Origin of the sequence: Paenibacillus sp. FSL P4-0081, from assembly GCF_000758565.1 — a bacterium.
In the GTDB taxonomy this organism is placed as follows: Bacteria; Bacillota; Bacilli; order Paenibacillales; family Paenibacillaceae; genus Paenibacillus_AQ; species Paenibacillus_AQ phytohabitans.
Genome location: NZ_CP009280.1, coordinates 7,202,012 through 7,219,207, shown reverse-complemented (window position 1 = coordinate 7,219,207; position 17,196 = coordinate 7,202,012). Strand labels below are relative to the sequence as shown.

Below are 17,196 nucleotides of genomic sequence, written 5' to 3'. Positions count from 1 at the left end.
AGACTGCAGCTATGAACCCGTTGAACTTAGAAATCGAGAGGGGCTCGGAATATGTTGCTACCAAGAAAACCGGTCTTCATTACATTGGCTCTGATTCTGATGCTAGCTGCTGTGCTGTCTGCGTGCTCGAAGTCGGGTACAGCAAGCCCTGAGACTTCCGCGCCTTCCGGAAATACCGGATCGAAGGAGAACATTACGCTGCGGATGACTGTATGGGGATCACCGGAAGAAGTGGCTCCTTACAAAAAAGCCATCCAGAATTTCGAGGCCAAGCATACAAATGTCAAGGTTGAGCTTCAGCATATTGCCGCTGATTATGATACCAAGCTGACGACCATGGTCGCCGGAAATGATGTTCCGGATATTGCCATGATGGAATCGGGTACGATTGCCTTTCCGATGGCGGAGCAGGGCAAATTCTATAATCTCCAGGAATTTCTCGATACGGATGCCGACATCAGTCCGGATACGCTGGTTCCCAATATTACCTATTCACTGGAGCCGGGCAATGTAATTGGAATCGGACCAGGGCCGGAATCCTTCGGACTGTTCTACAATGAGGATATCTTCAAGGAAGCCGGAATAGAGCCTCCCCCGTCGAATGTGACGGATGCCTGGACCTGGGATGAATTCGTCGAGGTTGCCAAGAAGCTGACTGTGGACACCAATGGCAAAACAGCAGCCGACCCAGACTTCGATCCCAAAAAAATTAAGCAATATGGCGCAAATCTCTCCACCTGGTGGGGGGTATACAGCAACTTTATCTATTCCAACGGCGGGGATTTCATCTCGGCGGATGGCAAGACCTTCGCGCTTAACCAGCCGGAGGCTGTTGAAGCCCTCCAGAAAATAGCCGATCTGATGAATGTGCACCATGTATCACCCTCGCCTGTACAGTCGAAGAATATTCCGGCAACGAATGTAGCTCTCCAGACCAAGAAGGTAGCGATGACGGTGGACGGGCAATGGGCAAGCGCAGGCCTCGCCCAGTCGAAGTTCAACTTTAACGTCGGGGTCATGCCTGTAATGAAGGAGCCGGTAACCACCGTGGTCTGCGGCATGTTCTCCATCTTCAAATCCACCAAGCATCCACAGGAGACCTGGGAGCTGCTGAAGGCGCTGCTCGATCCTGAAGCTTCCATTGATATGCTTACAGCCGGAACATGGATGCCTTCTCCCAAGGACTGGTACACCGATCCGGCGCTGCTCGCCAAATGGACAGAGAATCTGGATGCCAGACCCTCCGGCTATAAAGAAGCCATCGTCGATGTAATCTTGACCAAAGGGCACCAGACGCCGACCGGCTATGTGAAGAATTTCAACAATATTATGGATCTGGTTAATCCCGCCCTGGATAAGGTGTGGCTCGGCCAGCAAACCGCCCAGGAAGCGATGGACTCGATTGCCATAAAGGCCCAGGCCCAAGTTAAGGGACGCCGCGATATCAAGGAGTAATCAACTGCGAAACTAGCAGTAAGGAGCGGCGTCCGATGCCTCGTTCGCCGTTCTTTTTGCAAATATAAGAATTTATATGCTTACGCTTTAAATTATCCTTCTATTTCACGCTGAAACGGTACCGTCCGTCTAAAGGACGGCAAAGCCGTTTCTACTTGCGAAATTCGAGACTGGAGGCCGGTATGCGAAAGGGAATGTTCTATGGGCTGCTGTTCACCGCCCCCGCCATACTTGGATTTGCCATTTTTACGCTGGGTCCCATGATCGCAAGCCTGGTGCTCAGCCTGACCAACTATAATGTGTTCAAGGATCAGACGTCTTTTGTCGGTCTGGATAATTTCGTGCGGCTGTTCTCAGGTGAGGATGAGCTGTTCTATAAATCGCTGGGAATCACCTTTTATTTCGTCGTGCTGCGTGTGCCTGCAGTTATTCTTATTTCCTTCGGCATCGCGCTTCTGCTCAATCTCAATGTAAAGGGAAGAGCCATCTTCCGTACGATTCTCTATCTTCCGAGCATTGTTCCGGCGGTGGCCTCGGCCATGATCTGGATGTGGCTGCTCAATCCCGATCTGGGCCTCATCAATTCGCTGCTCAGCCGGCTGCATCTGCCGACCAGTGACTGGCTGTACGGGGAGAGCAGTGTCATCCCGTCAGTGGTTCTTACCACGCTATGGGGTATCGGCAGCACGGTAATTATTTTTCTCGCCGGACTTTCCGGCATTCCCCGGCAGTATTACGAAGCGATTGAGGTAGATGGAGGCGGCTGGTTCCGCAAGCTGAGCCACGTGACAGTTCCGATGGTCACCCCCACGATTTTTTTCAATACAATCATGACCATAATCGGCTCCTTTCAGGTCTTCAACGAAGCTTATATTCTGACGCAGGGGGGACCGAACAACCGGAGTCTGTTCTATGTATTTTATTTGTGGAGAACGGGATTCCGGGATGCCGAGATGGGATATGCGTCTGCGCTGGCCTGGATCTTGTTCATCATTATTCTGTTCTTTACCTTTATCGTCTTCAGAACCTCGAAGTCATGGGTGTATTACGAAGGGGGGGACCGCGCTTGAGGCCATCGAAGCTTTCACTTACCGCAAGCTACGGAGCGCTTATCCTGATCTCTGCCATGTTCGTCATTCCGTTTGTCTGGCTGATCCGCAGCTCGCTGATGAATTTGTCACAGATTTTCACCATGCCTCCCGAATGGATACCGAAGCCGTTTCAGTGGAGCAATTTTCATAAGGCGCTTACGGTGCTGCCGTTCGATGTTTTCTTCAAGAACACACTGATCATCGTGGTTACGGTGCTTGTGGGGACCGTAATTACCAGCAGTATCGGGGCCTTCGGATTCTCACGGATTCAGTGGAAGGGCCGGGATACGGTGTTTGCCATCCTGATGACCAGCATGATGCTGCCGGCGGCGGTCACGATTATCCCGAGCTTTCTCGGCTGGCAGCTGATGGGTCTATACGATACGCTGTATCCGCTGATTGTACCCGCTTATTTCGGCGGCGGAATCTTCAATATCTTCCTGCTCCGGCAATTCTATCTGACGATTCCGCGAGACTTTGATGAAGCGGCCTTTGTGGACGGGGCGAATTACTGGCAGATCTATACCCGGCTCATCTTTCCTTTAAGCCGTTCCGCGATCATCGTGGTTGCCTTATTCAGCTTTCTGGCCTCATGGAACGATTTCATGGGCCCGCTGATTTACCTGAAAAGCGACAGTCTCTTTACTCTCGCTCTGGGTCTGCAAATGTTCCAGGGTACCTACACCGCGCAGTGGGATCTGCTGATGGCGGCCTCGGCCACCGTCGTTCTGCCCTGCGTCATTGTGTTTCTGGCCGGGCAGCGTTACTTTCTGGAGGGCATTACCTTAACAGGATTAAAAGGATAAAGGAGGCGGGGAACGGAAATGGCAGAGCAACAAGCGAAGCTGCATGCCTGGCAGGGTGTGTCTTTTACGAGTATAACCATTAATGATCATTTCTGGCGGCCGCGCCTGGACGCGCTCCGGCAGACCACTCTGCCGGACTGCTTGTCCAAATGTGAGGATACCGGGCGCATCGATAACTTCGCCAAGGCCGGGGGCCTGATGGAGGGGCATTACGAAGGCAAATATTATAATGACTCGGATGTCTACAAGGTGCTTGAAGGCATAGCCTATGCGCTGATGCCCAGGCGGGATGCGGCGCTGGAAGCTGAAGCCGACCGGATTATCGGGCTGATATCGGCAGCGCAGGAAGCGGATGGATACCTTAGTGCTTACTTCACACTGGAGAATCCGCAGGGCAAATGGACGGATATGGAGAAGCACGAGATGTATAACGGCGGCCATTTGATTGAGGCGGCGGTTGCCTATTATGAAGCGACCGGCAAGCGCGGGCTGCTGGAGGTGGCCTGCCGTCTGGCCGATCATTATGATGAGGTGTTTGGCCCCGGCAAGCGGCACTGGGTGGAAGGGCATCAGGAGATCGAGCTGGCGCTGGTGAAGCTGTACCGCGTGACCAGGGCCGAGCGCTACTGGAAGCTTGCGCTGTGGCTGCTGGAGGAGCGCGGCCATGGCCATGGCACGGGCGCGATCTGGGACAATCCGGAATGGGGTCCGGCCTATTGCCAGGATGATGTTCCTGTCCGTGAGATTAAGCAGGTGACCGGGCATGCTGTCCGTGCCATGTATATGTACACGGCAATGGCGGATATTGTCCATGCTTCAGGGGATTCCGCTTATGCGGAGGCGCTGCACCGGGTCTGGACCCACACGGTGGAGCGCAACATGTATGTAACGGGCGGCATTGGGCCGTCCAGGCATAATGAAGGCTTCACCTTCGATTATGACCTGCCCAATGAAACAGCCTATTGCGAGACCTGCGCCGCCATTGCCATGGTGTTCTGGAATCACCGGATGAACCTGACGTTCGGAGACGGCAAATACGCCGATGTGGTAGAGCGTGAAATGTACAACGGCGCCTTATCCGGAATATCTCTGTCCGGGGATAAGTACTTCTATGTCAATCCGCTTGCTTCACAGGGCGGGCATCATCGTGTGCCCTGGTTCGAAACCTCCTGCTGTCCGACCAATCTGGCCCGCTTCCTGCCTTCCCTGGGCCAATACGTCTATGCGTCTGCAGAAGAAGGCCTGGTGGTCAATCAATACATGAACAGCGAGGCAGAGCTTGTGCTGGGCAGCGGACTGGGCGTCAGGCTGAAGCAAAGCACATTGTATCCCTGGGATGGCCGGATCGAGCTTGAGGTGAACCCTGCAGCAAGTGCCGGCTTCAGCATCCGGCTGCGTGTGCCGGAATGGTGCAGGGGGTACCGGCTGGAGGCTGGCGGCGTCAGCATCAGCGGGGCCGGAGCCTTGACGGATCAAGGGTATCTGGTGCTTAACCGGCATTGGTCGCCGGGAGATACGGTTGTGCTTGAACTGGATATGCCCGTGAATCTTGTGCGGGCCAAGCCGGAGGTGGAGGCGGACAGAGGTAGGGTTGCCGTTCAGCGGGGACCCGTGGTGTACTGTCTGGAGCAGACGGATCATCCCGGATTGTCCTATGATGCCTGCTCCATTCCGGCCGGGGCGCAGTTCCGGGTGGAACATCTGCCGGAGCTGCTGGGCGGGGTGACGGTGCTGCAGAGCCGGGATGAAGAGGGCAGGCCGCTCCGGTTCATTCCCTATTACGCCTGGGACAACAGAGAATCCGGCTTCATGCAGGTCTGGATCCGGGAACAGGAAGAGAACGGACTATACAGCTGTTAATTTGCAGGTTGCGGAGAAAGGAGGGGCGTTCGCTTGCGAGGAATTACGAACCCGATTGTGCCGGGCTGGTATGCAGACCCCGAAGCCAGGACCTATCACGGCAGGCATTATATTTATGCCACCAGATCATTCACGGAATATACGCGGCAGATGAATCTGGATGCCTTCAGCTCCGGGGATCTGATCCATTGGAAGGTTCATGAGAGCATAATTGAAATGGATGATTTCCCCTGGATCTGGAGAGCGGTATGGGCTCCGACCCAGATTGAGCATAACGGCCGGTATTATCTTGTCTTTGCCTCGAACGATATCCAGAAGGACGGTGAAGCAGGAGGGCTGGAGATTGCCGTTGCGGATGCTCCCGAAGGCCCCTACAGGGGGTACCTCCACCGGCCGCTGATCGGCAAGTTTATTCACGGCGCACAGCCCATTGACGCTCATCTGTTCAAGGATGATGACGGTGCAATCTATCTGTATTACGGGGGCTGGGGACATTGCAACGTGGCCCGGATGAATGAGCAAATGACGGGCTTTGTCCCTTTCCCGGACGGACAATTGATCTGTTCTGTTACCCCGCCGGGTTATGTGGAAGGACCGTGCATGATCAGGAAGGACGGTCTGTATTATCTGATGTGGTCGATGGGCGGGTGGACCAACGGGACCTACCGGGTAGCTTATGGCGTAAGCGATAATCCGCTGGGGCCCTTCGATAACAAAGGGACCATACTGGAGAGGCAGGAGCCTCTAGCGGAAGGCCCCGGCCATCACGGATATTTACATCTTCCTGACCGTGATGAATGGCTGATCGTCTATCACCGGAGAATCATCGGAGACCCGGAGCCGGGCAACCGTATGTTATGTATTGACCGAATGGAATTTGATTCCGGCGGAATCAGGCCGGTAGTGATGACCAGCGGGTGGTAAAAGCGACCGCCGCAGCTTGACGTGGGTATCCGCTTGGCGGATACTATCTGCCGAATACGGCATAAACAGGGATACCTGCCCCATCCCGCTCATACATTATAGACAGCACAGTTATGACCATTGGAGTGTGAGTCTGGATGTCCTATGAAGCGATGGATGCAATCCATACAATTGAAACCATGAATACTGTTAAAGCTGTCAGCACGGAACGTCTGGCGGGAAGATACAGCTATCTGGAACGGGAGGGGCTGCTTCCGCTGCCGGTGCAGGGAGGCGTTACGCTTGTGGTGGAGCTGCGGCATGCGCAGTGGTCGGCGGAGTGCCTGCGGCTGCTGCTCCGGCACTCCGGTTCTACCGTGCGGCTGATTGCGGTCCCGATGACTGCTGAATTTCCGCTGCAATGGTTGTCAGAGCAGTTCTCGGGGGAGCCGAATCTGGTATTTCTCCCCTTTGCCGCCGGGAATTATAGGGTGAATGAGGCCTTGGCTTATGCTGAGACCTCTTTTGCCGTTCTGCTGGAGGACCGTGTGATGGTGTCTCCCGGCTGGCTTGGCAATTTGCTGTGGCCGCCTATTGATGATCCTGCGGTGGGCGTGGTAGCTCCCCGTTCCTCCAGTGAACGGGGCGAGGGGCAGGAACAGCTGCATTTTGCCGGATACTCTGAACTGTCAGCTTATGCAGCCCACATCCTGGACAAAAGGCAAGGGGAGTGGAGGTACGCGGAGGTACTGGGCGGGTCCTGTCTGCTTATAGCAAGAGAGCTGCTGCTGAGGGTAGGAGGCTTCGATTCATCACTAGCGGAGCGCAGGCTGATCATTGCCGACTGGTGTCTGCGGGCCCGGATGCAGGGGGCAAGTCTTGCGCTCAGTGATCCGGTATATGTGCATGTCCTTCACCCGCTGGAGGAAGGCGCTGTGATTAACGCAGGCAATGCGTCCTCTGCAGCGGGGGCGCGGGCATACCGCCGGAAATGGAATCTGCAGGGCAGTCCTGCTGATGCGGGACTGCTCCAGATTCCCGGTGATCTGTCTGCTTGTCTGCCGCAGCCGGCAATTCCGCTGGGCCGGCATACGGCGGAGACTCCGCTTGTGACCGCTGTTGTCTATTTCGAAGAAAACTGGACGGCAGCGGATTCGCGTGAGCGGCAGCAGACGCTGCAGGAAGGCCAGAGCTACAGCAATATCCGCTGGGTGTGGGTCCGGGACAGCTGGAGCCAGTCTTTTCCCGAATTTCCGGTGCATGAGCGTGACGCTGTGATTACTGTGCATGGCGAGAAGCCCTGGCTGCACGCGCTGGAGAATATCTCGGCTCTCTATGGCAGCGAAGTCATTGTCTACTTATCTGCCTCTGCGGCATATGACAGCCGTTACATCGAGAAGCTGGTGGAAGTCCTGCAGCATAGCCGGGCGGATATTGTTGTCAGTGCGGATTATGCAGCGGAAGAACCCGGGCAGCGGCCTGGGGCAGGCGGGACAACGCAGCATCTTCCACTTGAACGCATCGCACACAGAAGCGGAGTCACGCCCGGAAGGATTATGAAGCGGGAGGGCTTCTTCCGCAGTCTGGCGCTTATTCCTGATCCGGATCTGTCGGTGGGCTATGCTGGTGAGCCGGCAGGCGGCCGGGATAAGCTTCATCCGTCAGCCCCCGGCGGGGAGGGGGAGGGACACTTATGAACTATATCGTGCTTAGCCGTGTTTCCTGGGAGGATTATGAGTATAAAAGAATGCTGGAGCTGCTCCCGGACCGTGGGGAGGTCTGTTTTGCCGGGCGGATGACGCCTGCCCGGCAGCGGAGCAGCGGGATCAGGTCCGTGACACTGGCCGAATTGTACAGTCTGAATGCCAAAGAATATACGCTGCTTGTCTCTTCGCCTTATTGGCTCCCGGATGTGCTGGCGCTGCAGCCTGCTTATACTGTAGCCCTGCTGGAACTTTGTCCGGAAGGGGAGGATAGTGTTCTCTGGGACAAATACAGTGCGCTGCTCGCGGCGAAGGCCGATCTGGCGGGAACCACGTCAGAAAGGATATATCTGGAGCAGAATCTGCGCCGGAAGGGAATTGTGTATCTCAGCGGAGACCAGCCCTTATCCTACGGACTGCTCCGCCGGGAGGAGCAATTGTTCTTCCTGTCCGATTACGAAGCGATCTGGAACAGGGCGCTTACGGAATTATGGCAGCCGCCTGTTGATTCGGATGGGGAGTCCGGTTGGCTGGACATCCAGCGCCGGCACCGCACCGCCTTCTATATATCCATGTGCGCCAAGATACCCCTCCAGCCTTCAGTCCATTATTTAGCCGCTTCTTATTTATATTTGCGGGGAGATGAAGCCGCTTCGCTGTATCTGGCCCAATCCTTCGAGCTGATGCTGCTGCATGATTATACGGATTGTCTGCATTCGCATTACCGTTTCTTCTCGGCGATCGAAGCGAAGAAAGGCAATCTGGAGCTTGCCGTCCGGCAATACGAAATCACGGCGTTTACGGCCGGGGAAAGGGCGAAGGCTGCGCAGATGAGGCAGTGGCTGAGTGGCGGCGAGGCGGAGCATGAGCTGCTCCGGGCAGAGATTCTCACGGTAAATGAGGATGGAGCGGCGGCAAATGAGATTCTGAGCCGGTTATCCGGGCCGGAAGCCCGGCAGCGGCTGCTGTTGAATTATATCGGAACCTTTCAGTGGGAGAAGGCGCTGCAGCTCTATGAGGAAATGGAGGCGGACGGGACGGCTGCTGCGGAGAATACTGGGCTGGGCGGATTTGCAGGAATAGCAGGAATAGCAGGAATAGCAGGGGCTCCTGAGATTCCGGGGCTTGCGGGGGGCACCGCTCCGGCCTTTGAGGATGCAGTGCAGCTTCCGCTGATTGAAGGGACACTGCATTTGCTGTATGGCCGGCGGCATGCCGCTATCCGCAGCTTCCTTCGTTCGGCGGGAGCGGACCAGGGAGCCAGACAGCTGTTTGCGGAAATGGCCGATATGGAAGAAGCCGTACAAGGTTTGAGAGGGAGGGTAATGGATGGCGAAGAGCATGCATGAACCGCTGCGCAAGGCATCCGGCAACCGCCTGACGGCGATGATGCAGGTGCGTAATGAAACCGGCCGTTATCTGGAGCAGGTGCTGGAAGAGCTGAGCGAATTTGTCGACGATATCGTAATAGTGGACGACGGCAGCACGGATGGTACGGTACGGCTGTGCAACTCTTTTGCCAAGGTTAGCAAGCTGGTGACACTGGAGCACTCCATCTTCGGCCGTGAATGGGAGCTGCGCAAGACACTCTGGGATCTGGCGGTATCTACCGGCCCGGATTGGCTGCTGTCCGTAGATGCGGATGAATTCTATGAAGACCGGGCCAAGCAGGAAATGCGGCGTTTGATCGATCAGGACGCTTACGACTGGGTAGCGTTCAGGCTGTTTGATTTCTGGGGCGGCACGACCCATTACCGGGAAGATGAGCACTGGAATATCCACACGAAGCACACGCGCACACTGGTCCGCTATCTGCCCGGCTTCTATTATTACACCCCGCGGATGGATCACCATGTCCCCCGGCTGGCGTTGTCCTATGCGGTCCTGCCGGGCTTCCTGGCCGAGCTGCGGGTGAAGCACTACGGCTGGGCACTGGAACCCGAAGAGCTGCGCCGCAAATACGACCGCTACATGGAGCTTGACCCCGAAGGAAAATGGGGAAGCCTCGAACAGTACCGCTCCATTCTGGATGAGCATCCCCGGCTGGTGGAGTGGAGGGAATAGGGTGCGGGAGCCTGGGAGTAACTGGGTGCCTGACTGAACGACTGACTGAACGACTGACTGAACAACTGACTGAACGACTGACTGAACATCTAACTGAACGACTAACTGAATAACTAACTGAACAACTAACTGAAATTCTGACTGAAAAACTAACTGAATACTTAACTGTAAATCTCTATTGGCTGGACTTAAGGTTGCAGCTTATAAAACTAATTCTACACCCTGCGATTATCTGGACCTCCTGACTGTTGCAGTTGCCGCAGGAATTCCCCGGTTCATCCGCCCGCTTTCTGCGGGAAAGTGTAATTTTTATAAAATCCTGCACATAATACAACATTTTCCTCAGGATATCGGCTCAAATCCGAAAATGTTGTATAAAATGCAGGATTTTTCCTTTTTCAAGCGGTTTAGCAGGAGAATTGTTGTATTTCTTACAACAATTCTTCTAAATACCCAGTTATCTATAGCTCGAAGTTGCATAACGTACAACATTTAGGTCAGTGGTGCTGACTGAGAAGTCTCCATGTTGCCGGAAACGAATAAAAGTGATAAATATTTACGTATTCCGCTATCCCGCAGTGTTTGAACGGTAACTTGCGGGGTTGTTGTCTAAATTCAGATTATCTAACTGTTATATCTAATCGTATATCTAACTGCTAATCTAACTCTACGCCTAAACAAACCGGGGAGCTTGTTCTATGCTTTTACACAAACTTCTTGATGTTACCCTGGGAGTTTCGGGTGGAGTGTGGGAGATAGAAATATCTATGGTTGTGCTGGAGATGGACGATGTGAGGAATAAGGGGATACGAATACCTTTGATTGCGCTAGGAGTGGGCGAGATGGGGAAATGAGTAATATTACCGGGCTTGTCCTCAAAGGATGAAATGACTCCATTCTGCTGTATGTGCAAGCAGAATGGATTGAAGCGGCTGGCTATCTGCATTTCTATCTATCGTGCGTCATGCAATCAGCTGATGACAGCCAGTATAGAGTAGGGTTGAGTGATGCTGAGTGTGCTGAGTGTGCTGAGTGTGCTGAGTGATGCTGAGTGATGCTGAGTATTGCTGAGTGTCGCTGAGGCCCATAGAGTGTTACGAGGCCTTTTAGCAGTTTCTATAAATTTTAAGTTCTATCAATGTTGTGAGAGATGTGCATACAGAAGCGGTTCCTGGCAGCTACGGTCCGTGTCACGGTGCTGCCTGGAGGGCGGACCTTACAAGCAGCAGCCAGGGGATGCTGCCGGAAACGACAGGTATTCCTTGCGGGTGAACCTTGGCTGCGAGCAGCAGCTTGTGGTAGCTGAGGCCAATGGCTGCCGCAGGTCCGCCGGATTGCCGCAGCGCCTGTTCGTCAGCGGGGTCAAGCCGGGGGATCAGCCCGCAGGAATCGGCTATTGCTGCGTATAGCAGCCACTCGGCAGCATCGCCGGGCGAGCTGTAAAAATGAGCTTGCCCGGTATACATAGTGCACCACTGCTTCTTGACCGGAACAGGCGCGTGCAGCAGCCCGTGCAGCAGAGGCTGGGGCAAGCGGCTCCAATGGAAACGTGAAGCTTCCATTGGCTTGAATAACAGGAGCAGTGTAACCCAAGCACCTGCCTGGACCAGCAGCTGCGCAGCGTAAGAAATATCCGGAAAGCTTAACGGTGTATCTGTGCTGAGCCCAAGCTGTGGTGAGCTGCCGGAAGGCGGAGCAGAATTGTCTGCGTAATCTTCAGCGGTGCGCTGCGGGATGGCGGAATTGCCGGATTCAGCATGCCGGGGACCTCTTTCCCGCCATCTGTCAGTTCCCGCAGCATCAGCAGGCTCATCGGCCTCACATTCCATATGCGGCTCCGGCTCCCGCTCTGCCGGATGAGCTGATGCACCGGCGGTCTGCTGCGCGAGCCAGCGGTGCACAGCAGCAATGCCTGGCCTGTTCCGGGCCAGGCGCTCCAGCCACTGTCCTGCTGCAGCGCTCCCGCCGCTGCGGCAGGACAAGGCCCACAGATAGCCGGATATCCATGGCTCATCCGGCTCATCCAGCAGCAGCATCCGTTCCAGCCGGACGGATGCGGTACAGGGCTGTTCCGGGTCCCGGAACAGCGTGCCCAGCAGCACCTGCACAACCTGCCGGATGGCTTCCGGCAGATGCGGTGCTGCGCTGAGCGCCGCCAGCCATTCGGCGGCGCGGGCATTGAGTGCGGCAGGCACCAGCCTGCTCAGCACTCTCTGGGGCAAGGCAGGGAGCAGCTGAAGAGTGATGGCCGTCAGCTGCTCCTCTTGTCCGGACAGCAGGCACAGCGGTACAAGCTGTGCCCAGGCGGCGGAATCGTCAGGGGTGTAGCCGAGAGCCTGCCTGTAATGGTCCAGTGCCTCCTGATATAGAAACAGCTGCTCGCAGACCTGCCCGGTGAACAAGCGGGTGCGGCTTGTGCCGCTGCCGGAGGAGGAGGGGTACTTATGCGCGGTATTACCGCTTTCCAGCGCCCGCTGAAGCAGATCGTAAGCCCGCCATAACTCCCCTTGCTCCAGAAGGAGTCCGGCATAGCTCTCCAGCAGATCTGTGAAATCTGCATACAGAATGCTCCCGGCCTCGTAGACAGCTTGCGCCTCTTCCGGACGTCCTCCGGCCTCCAAGGCGTAGGCTGTCTTGAGGTAAAGGTCAGCGGTATATCCGGAGTCAGCCGGGACTTCATCCAGCAGCGGGAGGAGAACCTCCGCCGCAGCATTGTAGTTTCCCTGCTGGTAATACTCCGTACCCAGTGCGTACCGCAGATGGATGCTGCGGGGTTCAAGATTCAGAGCGGAGTGGATCAGCTCCAGATTGCGGCTGGTTTTATGCTTGCGCTGCAGCTCACCATCCAGATATCCATAGTGATGCACCGGCAGAGCTGCGTATGCGATATGTCCTCCCGGAAGGCTCCAGATACTGGAGGCCACCTCCTCATGAATGCTGCCGCGAAACAGGATGCGTTCATCATTGCGGAACAGCCGGCACACATTGTCCGTCACATAATCTTTTTCCGGGAACTCACCCACATAGTGGATAAAAGGCAGGAAATAACCGTCAGCACCCTGCGTCTCCAGCAGCCGCTCCACCTCTTCCGGCTTCCAGCCTGCGATTGCTTCATCCGCATCCAGCACCAGAATCCAGGCATAGGAGGCCAGCCGCAGTGCCCGGTTCCTGGCCTTGGAGAAATCATGCTCCCATGGCATCTCAATGACCCGGGCACCGGACCTGCGGGCGATCTCCATGCTGCCATCCGTCGATCCGGTATCGGCAATGATGATCTCTGAGACTAATCCCTGCACGGATCTCAGACATTTCTCCAGATGCTGGGCCTCGTTCTTAACAATCATGCAGAGCGATAGCCCTGGATTATGCATAGTCAGAAGCTCCTTCCTAATCAGCGGGTCTGGGAAGCGGAAGTGCGAGACGTGCTCTTGCGGCCGCCGGGGAAAAGACGGATGAAGCCTCCAGCGTAGCCAGTACCTTGTCAGCGAGGGATATCCAGGGCTGTACCGCTGAAGCCGCAGATTCGGAGGCGGACATTGTCCCGCCCGTTGTTCGGGCAATCGCAGGATGCTGAAGCAGCGCTGCGATATCGCCGTACGTCAGCTCTGCTGCGGGAATGGCTTCCGCCCGCTGAAGCAGCCGAAGCAGAGAATCGGCAGATGCTGCCTCCGGTTCTCCAGCGTAATCTTGCCCTTTCTCAGCATGCGCCCCCGAACTACGTTCATTTGCACCAACCTCCCCCGCAGCAAGCTCTTCCTCAACACGCTCCCGCGCAACTGTTTCCCCCGCAGTAAGCTCTCCCTCACCAAACTCCCGAACGACCTGTTCCTCCGCAGCAAGCTCTCCCTTAACACGCTCCCGCGTAACTGTTTCCCCCGCAGCCCGTTCTCCCGCACGGAACTCCCGAACGACCTGTTCCCCCGCCGCCCGCTTCCCCGCAGCACCCTTATTCACTCCGCCGCCCAACACATCAGCCGCCGCCGCATAACAACCGTCCCTTACCAGCAGCCGCACAAGCTCCGGGCGCTGATCCGCCAGGATGACGGGCAAATGCTCGGCCAGCCAGCCCTTGATCTCAAGCTCACGCCCGGCGCATTTGAATAGCCGCACCAGCCGTGTGACCAGCGGCAAGGGCTCCGGATGGAGCTGAGCCGCACTGGTGAAGCAGGCTATCGCTTCATTATCCTCGCCGATCTGCTGGCATGCCTGCCCCAGAAGCGTCCGGGTGAGATAAGTGCCGAGACCGGATTCCGTATGGTAGGCGGGAGGCGAAACTCCGATGTCGAGCGCCCGGCCCAGCGCAGCTTTGGCCTCGGCAAAAGCTGACACCTGCAGCAGCAAAGCCCCTTTTATATGATGAAGATCGGGATAATCCGGGAAGAGGGCAAGCCCCCGTTCACAAGCCTCCAGCGCACCCGGGAGATCACCTGTTACAGCCAGGCAGCGGATTTCGTATTTATACAGCAGATGAATATAGCTCGTATCCGGCTCCACATGGTCCAGCGAAGTCTGGATATGCTCCAGGGCATGCCCGTAATCGCCCAGCCGCATATATTCAACCGCCATATTGAAATGATGAAAAGCATCCCCGGGATTCAGCTTCAGCTGTTCCTTAAGCAGCCCGATATTACGGCTGATTTTATCTTTTTTCTCCACAACCCCGTCGGCATAGCCGTAATGATGAACAACGACAGTGCTCATATGCATCGCGGCGGCCGGGGTTTCCTGCACAATCACAGCGGCGATCTGCTCATGAATAATTCCGCTGAAGCGATAGCTCGCGCGGCTCTTAAACATGCGGAGGATCGGATTGACCGTAATGGTCTGCGAGGCGCGGTCCGTCCCCTTATGGTTATGAATCCGCACAAAAAACGCCTCATACTCCGTATGCTCCGCGCACACCAGCAATTCTTTTTTACTCCCGGGCTCCAGCTCTTCATCCGCATCCAGCACCAGAATCCAGGTTCCCCGAGCCCCGGCCAGGCCGGCATTGCGTGCGGACGCGAAATCCCCGTTCCAGGGGAACGGGATGATCCGGGCACCGAAGCTGCGGGCGATAGAGACCGTGGAGTCGGTGGAGCCTGTATCCACAATTATGATTTCATCCGCAACGCCGCGTACACTCTGCAGACAGCGGGCCAAAGTGTCGGCTTCATTTTTGACGATCATACATAAGGAGATCAGCGGTTTGCGCGGTGTTTTTTTCATAAGCTTAGGTCTGCTCCTCTCTGCCGCTGTCTGTAATTCCAAGTCGTGTGCCAGGGCGTGCGGTTCAGCACCTCGATGGAATGGGCAGTCGTGGTCCGATCCTCCTGAAGACGCCCGTGGGCCTGCTCCCCCTTGAAGCTGTTTGCAACTTCCCCGAGCCCCAACTCCGCCAAATGCAAATAACATAGCGCCAATCCGGCACTAGCTGCCTCATCCCCGGGAGATTCTTCGAGCGAAAGCCGGTACCAGTCCGCTGCTTCGGCATAATGCCTTTTATCCGCCAGCATCTCTCCGAGATACCGCAGCGTCGATCCCCGCGCTTCTTTGCTGCTGACCAGACGGATGAACAATTCCCCCGCCTCCGCCCGCCAGCCTTCTTCATAGAGCACCTCCGCCAGATCGCCTGTATGAGCAGGGAAACGATCCACAAGCAGCTTACCCAGTGTCACAAGCTCCAGCTTCACAGCGAGCCGGATTACCTCGGTAATGAGCGGAGAGTGGCCGGAATCAGCAACGGCTGCTTGCGGGAGGACTGCTTCTGACGACAACTGTGTATCGATAAAAAGCAATCCGGAGCGCAGCTCTGCAGGCGATTGCAACCATTTCTCCTGCTGGAGTTTCTCGCCAAGCTCCCACGTACAGACCGCTTCAAGGAGCCATAGCTGCCGCATAGTCTCTGTATCCAATTCCCCGGGAGACAGCTGCAAGGGTTGTGCCCGCAGCTTGGCTGCAGTCTTTCTGAACGCATGATATTTCCCGGTGCTGACCCAGGAAGAGAGGATGAGCAGCACAGTACCTGTCTCCAGCGGAAAAAGCTCGGGCGGCAGCTCAGCAATTACCTTATAAGCGCCAAGCTCATATAAAGTGCGGATAATTGCGCCTCTTGCTGCGCTCTGTCCGGTACCGGACAGCTGTATTAGCAGCCCTGCGATGTCCTCATCCGGCACCTCCAGCTGCTGGAAGGCAGAGGCGATACCCTGCATCGCCGGGAGATACAGCGAATGATGCTGCAGTGAACGGTGGAACAGACGGGCGGCCTCCTCCTGCTTGCCAAGCTGCTGTGAGATGACCCCCATGCGGTGCAGCGGGCGGAAGCTGTCCATGCCTTGTTCGCTGACATAAGCTCTGTGCGGAGCAGCGGCGGAGGAAGTGTCCACTGCATGCTGGTAAGACTGATACGCACGATCAGGAAGCCCCTGGCTCTCCCAGGACTGTCCCTGAATATAGTGTAAGTCGGGATAATCGCCATAACGCGTAAGCTCGCGTGTCAGGAGGCTGTCGAGCGCTTTTACTTTACCGGTGGCCAGATAGATTTTGCATAGATCACGAATCATGGACGGACGGTATGAGACCTGAAGCGGAGCATGGCTAAGCGTATGGTGCAGCAGTTCTTCGGCTTCCTTCAGCCGCCCGTCCTGACAGCAGGTGACCGCCAGATTATAGCTGTAAAAGGCATCGTCCGGCTCTTCTTCCAGCGCAAGGCGCAGCAGCTGTTCGTTGCGGCTGATTTTATTTTTGGCATTCATAAGGGAGGGCAGGTAGCCGAGGTGAATGATCTCTATGCTGCTGGTTCCGATTGCGGCGGCTCCATGTATTTTTAGAATAGAGGGATCTACACTTTCATGAATTCTTCCGCTGAAAAGATAGCCCTGTCCATTGCGGAATAACCGCACATTGCTGTGATACAGACGGTCCTCCGGATTACTCCCCAGCCAGTTCTCTATGCGCACTGTATAAGCTTCGGCTGTGCTGCCTTGCAGGATATCCTTGATTGACTCTATGGAAGTCTGCAATATTTCATCCGCATCCAGCACCAGGATCCAGTCGGTATTCGCGCAGGACAATCCGGAATTGCGTGCTGCCGAGAAATCATTACTCCACCCGACCGCATATACGTCAGCCCCATAAGCCCGGGCAATGTCCATCGTTTGATCTGAAGATCCGGTATCGGTAACGATGATTTCATCAGCACCGCTTAGACTGGCAAGACAGCAGGGCAGGAGCTCGGCTACATTTTTGACAATCAGCTGCACTCCGAGCGTTGGTTTGGCAGGTTTATTCACGATTGTTCCTCCTTGGCGGGCCATATCATTAGGTACTGCTTAT

12 protein-coding genes are annotated in these 17,196 nt (G+C 55.7%); 9 read left to right on the top strand and 3 right to left on the bottom strand.

Going from position 1 to position 17,196, the window contains the following annotated elements; translation table 11 throughout:
* Positions 1-51 precede the first annotated feature (51 nt).
* The 9 genes from P40081_RS30620 (at position 52) to P40081_RS39150 (ending at position 10,736) form a co-directional block, all read left to right on the top strand.
* Complete coding sequence (locus tag P40081_RS30620; protein WP_052422096.1) at positions 52-1,455, top strand: ABC transporter substrate-binding protein; 1,404 nt, start codon at positions 52-54, stop codon at positions 1,453-1,455.
* A 182-nt stretch (positions 1,456-1,637) separates the two neighbouring features.
* The gene (locus P40081_RS30615; protein WP_042139858.1) at positions 1,638-2,525 is read left to right on the top strand and encodes a carbohydrate ABC transporter permease; all 888 of its coding nucleotides are present in this window, start codon (positions 1,638-1,640) and stop codon (positions 2,523-2,525) included.
* A 56-nt stretch (positions 2,526-2,581) separates the two neighbouring features.
* On the top strand, positions 2,582-3,352 hold the full coding sequence (locus tag P40081_RS30610) for a carbohydrate ABC transporter permease (protein ID WP_052770361.1): 771 nt from the start codon (positions 2,582-2,584) through the stop codon (positions 3,350-3,352).
* Positions 3,353-3,370: 18 nt separating this feature from the next.
* Positions 3,371-5,212 carry a glycoside hydrolase family 127 protein gene (locus P40081_RS30605; RefSeq protein ID WP_042139857.1) on the top strand — a complete coding sequence of 614 codons (1,842 nt, stop codon included), beginning with the start codon at positions 3,371-3,373 and terminating at the stop codon, positions 5,210-5,212.
* Positions 5,213-5,245: 33 nt separating this feature from the next.
* On the top strand, positions 5,246-6,136 hold the full coding sequence (locus P40081_RS30600; RefSeq protein ID WP_231575223.1) for a glycoside hydrolase family 43 protein: 891 nt from the start codon (positions 5,246-5,248) through the stop codon (positions 6,134-6,136).
* A gap of 137 nt (positions 6,137-6,273) precedes the next feature.
* On the top strand, positions 6,274-7,812 hold the full coding sequence (locus tag P40081_RS30595) for a glycosyltransferase family protein (RefSeq protein WP_042139856.1): 1,539 nt from the start codon (positions 6,274-6,276) through the stop codon (positions 7,810-7,812).
* Positions 7,809-9,167 carry a hypothetical protein gene (locus P40081_RS30590; protein ID WP_042139855.1) on the top strand — a complete coding sequence of 453 codons (1,359 nt, stop codon included), beginning with the start codon at positions 7,809-7,811 and terminating at the stop codon, positions 9,165-9,167. Before P40081_RS30595 ends, P40081_RS30590 begins: the two co-directional genes overlap by 4 nt.
* Positions 9,148-9,882: a glycosyltransferase gene (locus tag P40081_RS30585; RefSeq protein WP_231575222.1), complete on the top strand. Its 735-nt coding sequence runs from the start codon at positions 9,148-9,150 to the stop codon at positions 9,880-9,882. The genes P40081_RS30590 and P40081_RS30585 overlap by 20 nt, the downstream gene beginning before the upstream one ends.
* 698 nt (positions 9,883-10,580) lie before the next feature.
* Entirely contained in the window at positions 10,581-10,736 is a 156-nt protein-coding gene (locus P40081_RS39150; RefSeq protein ID WP_197074300.1) for a hypothetical protein, read from the top strand.
* Positions 10,737-11,072: 336 nt separating this feature from the next.
* Here P40081_RS39150 and P40081_RS36825 read toward each other — a convergent pair whose 3' ends face one another.
* Genes P40081_RS36825 through P40081_RS30570 form a run of 3 tightly spaced genes read right to left on the bottom strand, consistent with a single transcriptional unit; the run spans position 11,073 to position 17,153 of the window.
* Positions 11,073-13,253: a tetratricopeptide repeat-containing glycosyltransferase family 2 protein gene (locus tag P40081_RS36825; RefSeq protein ID WP_052422095.1), complete on the bottom strand. Its 2,181-nt coding sequence runs from the start codon at positions 13,251-13,253 to the stop codon at positions 11,073-11,075.
* Between the two features lie 16 nt (positions 13,254-13,269).
* Positions 13,270-15,090 carry a tetratricopeptide repeat-containing glycosyltransferase family 2 protein gene (locus P40081_RS36820; RefSeq protein WP_052422094.1) on the bottom strand — a complete coding sequence of 607 codons (1,821 nt, stop codon included), beginning with the start codon at positions 15,088-15,090 and terminating at the stop codon, positions 13,270-13,272.
* On the bottom strand, positions 15,087-17,153 hold the full coding sequence (locus P40081_RS30570) for a glycosyltransferase family 2 protein (protein ID WP_042139854.1): 2,067 nt from the start codon (positions 17,151-17,153) through the stop codon (positions 15,087-15,089). The genes P40081_RS36820 and P40081_RS30570 overlap by 4 nt, the downstream gene beginning before the upstream one ends.
* Positions 17,154-17,196 lie beyond the last annotated feature (43 nt).

Bases quoted from the DNA above. Each gene is read 5' to 3' on its own strand.
- P40081_RS39150 (WP_197074300.1), top strand. From the start codon at position 10,581: ATGCTTTTACACAAACTTCTTGATGTTACCCTGGGAGTTTCGGGTGGA.
- P40081_RS30610 (WP_052770361.1), top strand. From the start codon at position 2,582: ATGTTCGTCATTCCGTTTGTCTGGCTGATCCGCAGCTCGCTGATGAAT.
- P40081_RS30615 (WP_042139858.1), top strand. From the start codon at position 1,638: ATGCGAAAGGGAATGTTCTATGGGCTGCTGTTCACCGCCCCCGCCATA.
- P40081_RS30585 (WP_231575222.1), top strand. From the start codon at position 9,148: ATGGCGAAGAGCATGCATGAACCGCTGCGCAAGGCATCCGGCAACCGC.
- P40081_RS30590 (WP_042139855.1), top strand. From the start codon at position 7,809: ATGAACTATATCGTGCTTAGCCGTGTTTCCTGGGAGGATTATGAGTAT.
- P40081_RS30595 (WP_042139856.1), top strand. From the start codon at position 6,274: ATGTCCTATGAAGCGATGGATGCAATCCATACAATTGAAACCATGAAT.
- P40081_RS36820 (WP_052422094.1), bottom strand. From the start codon at position 15,090: ATGAAAAAAACACCGCGCAAACCGCTGATCTCCTTATGTATGATCGTC.
- P40081_RS30620 (WP_052422096.1), top strand. From the start codon at position 52: ATGTTGCTACCAAGAAAACCGGTCTTCATTACATTGGCTCTGATTCTG.
- P40081_RS30605 (WP_042139857.1), top strand. From the start codon at position 3,371: ATGGCAGAGCAACAAGCGAAGCTGCATGCCTGGCAGGGTGTGTCTTTT.
- P40081_RS36825 (WP_052422095.1), bottom strand. From the start codon at position 13,253: ATGCATAATCCAGGGCTATCGCTCTGCATGATTGTTAAGAACGAGGCC.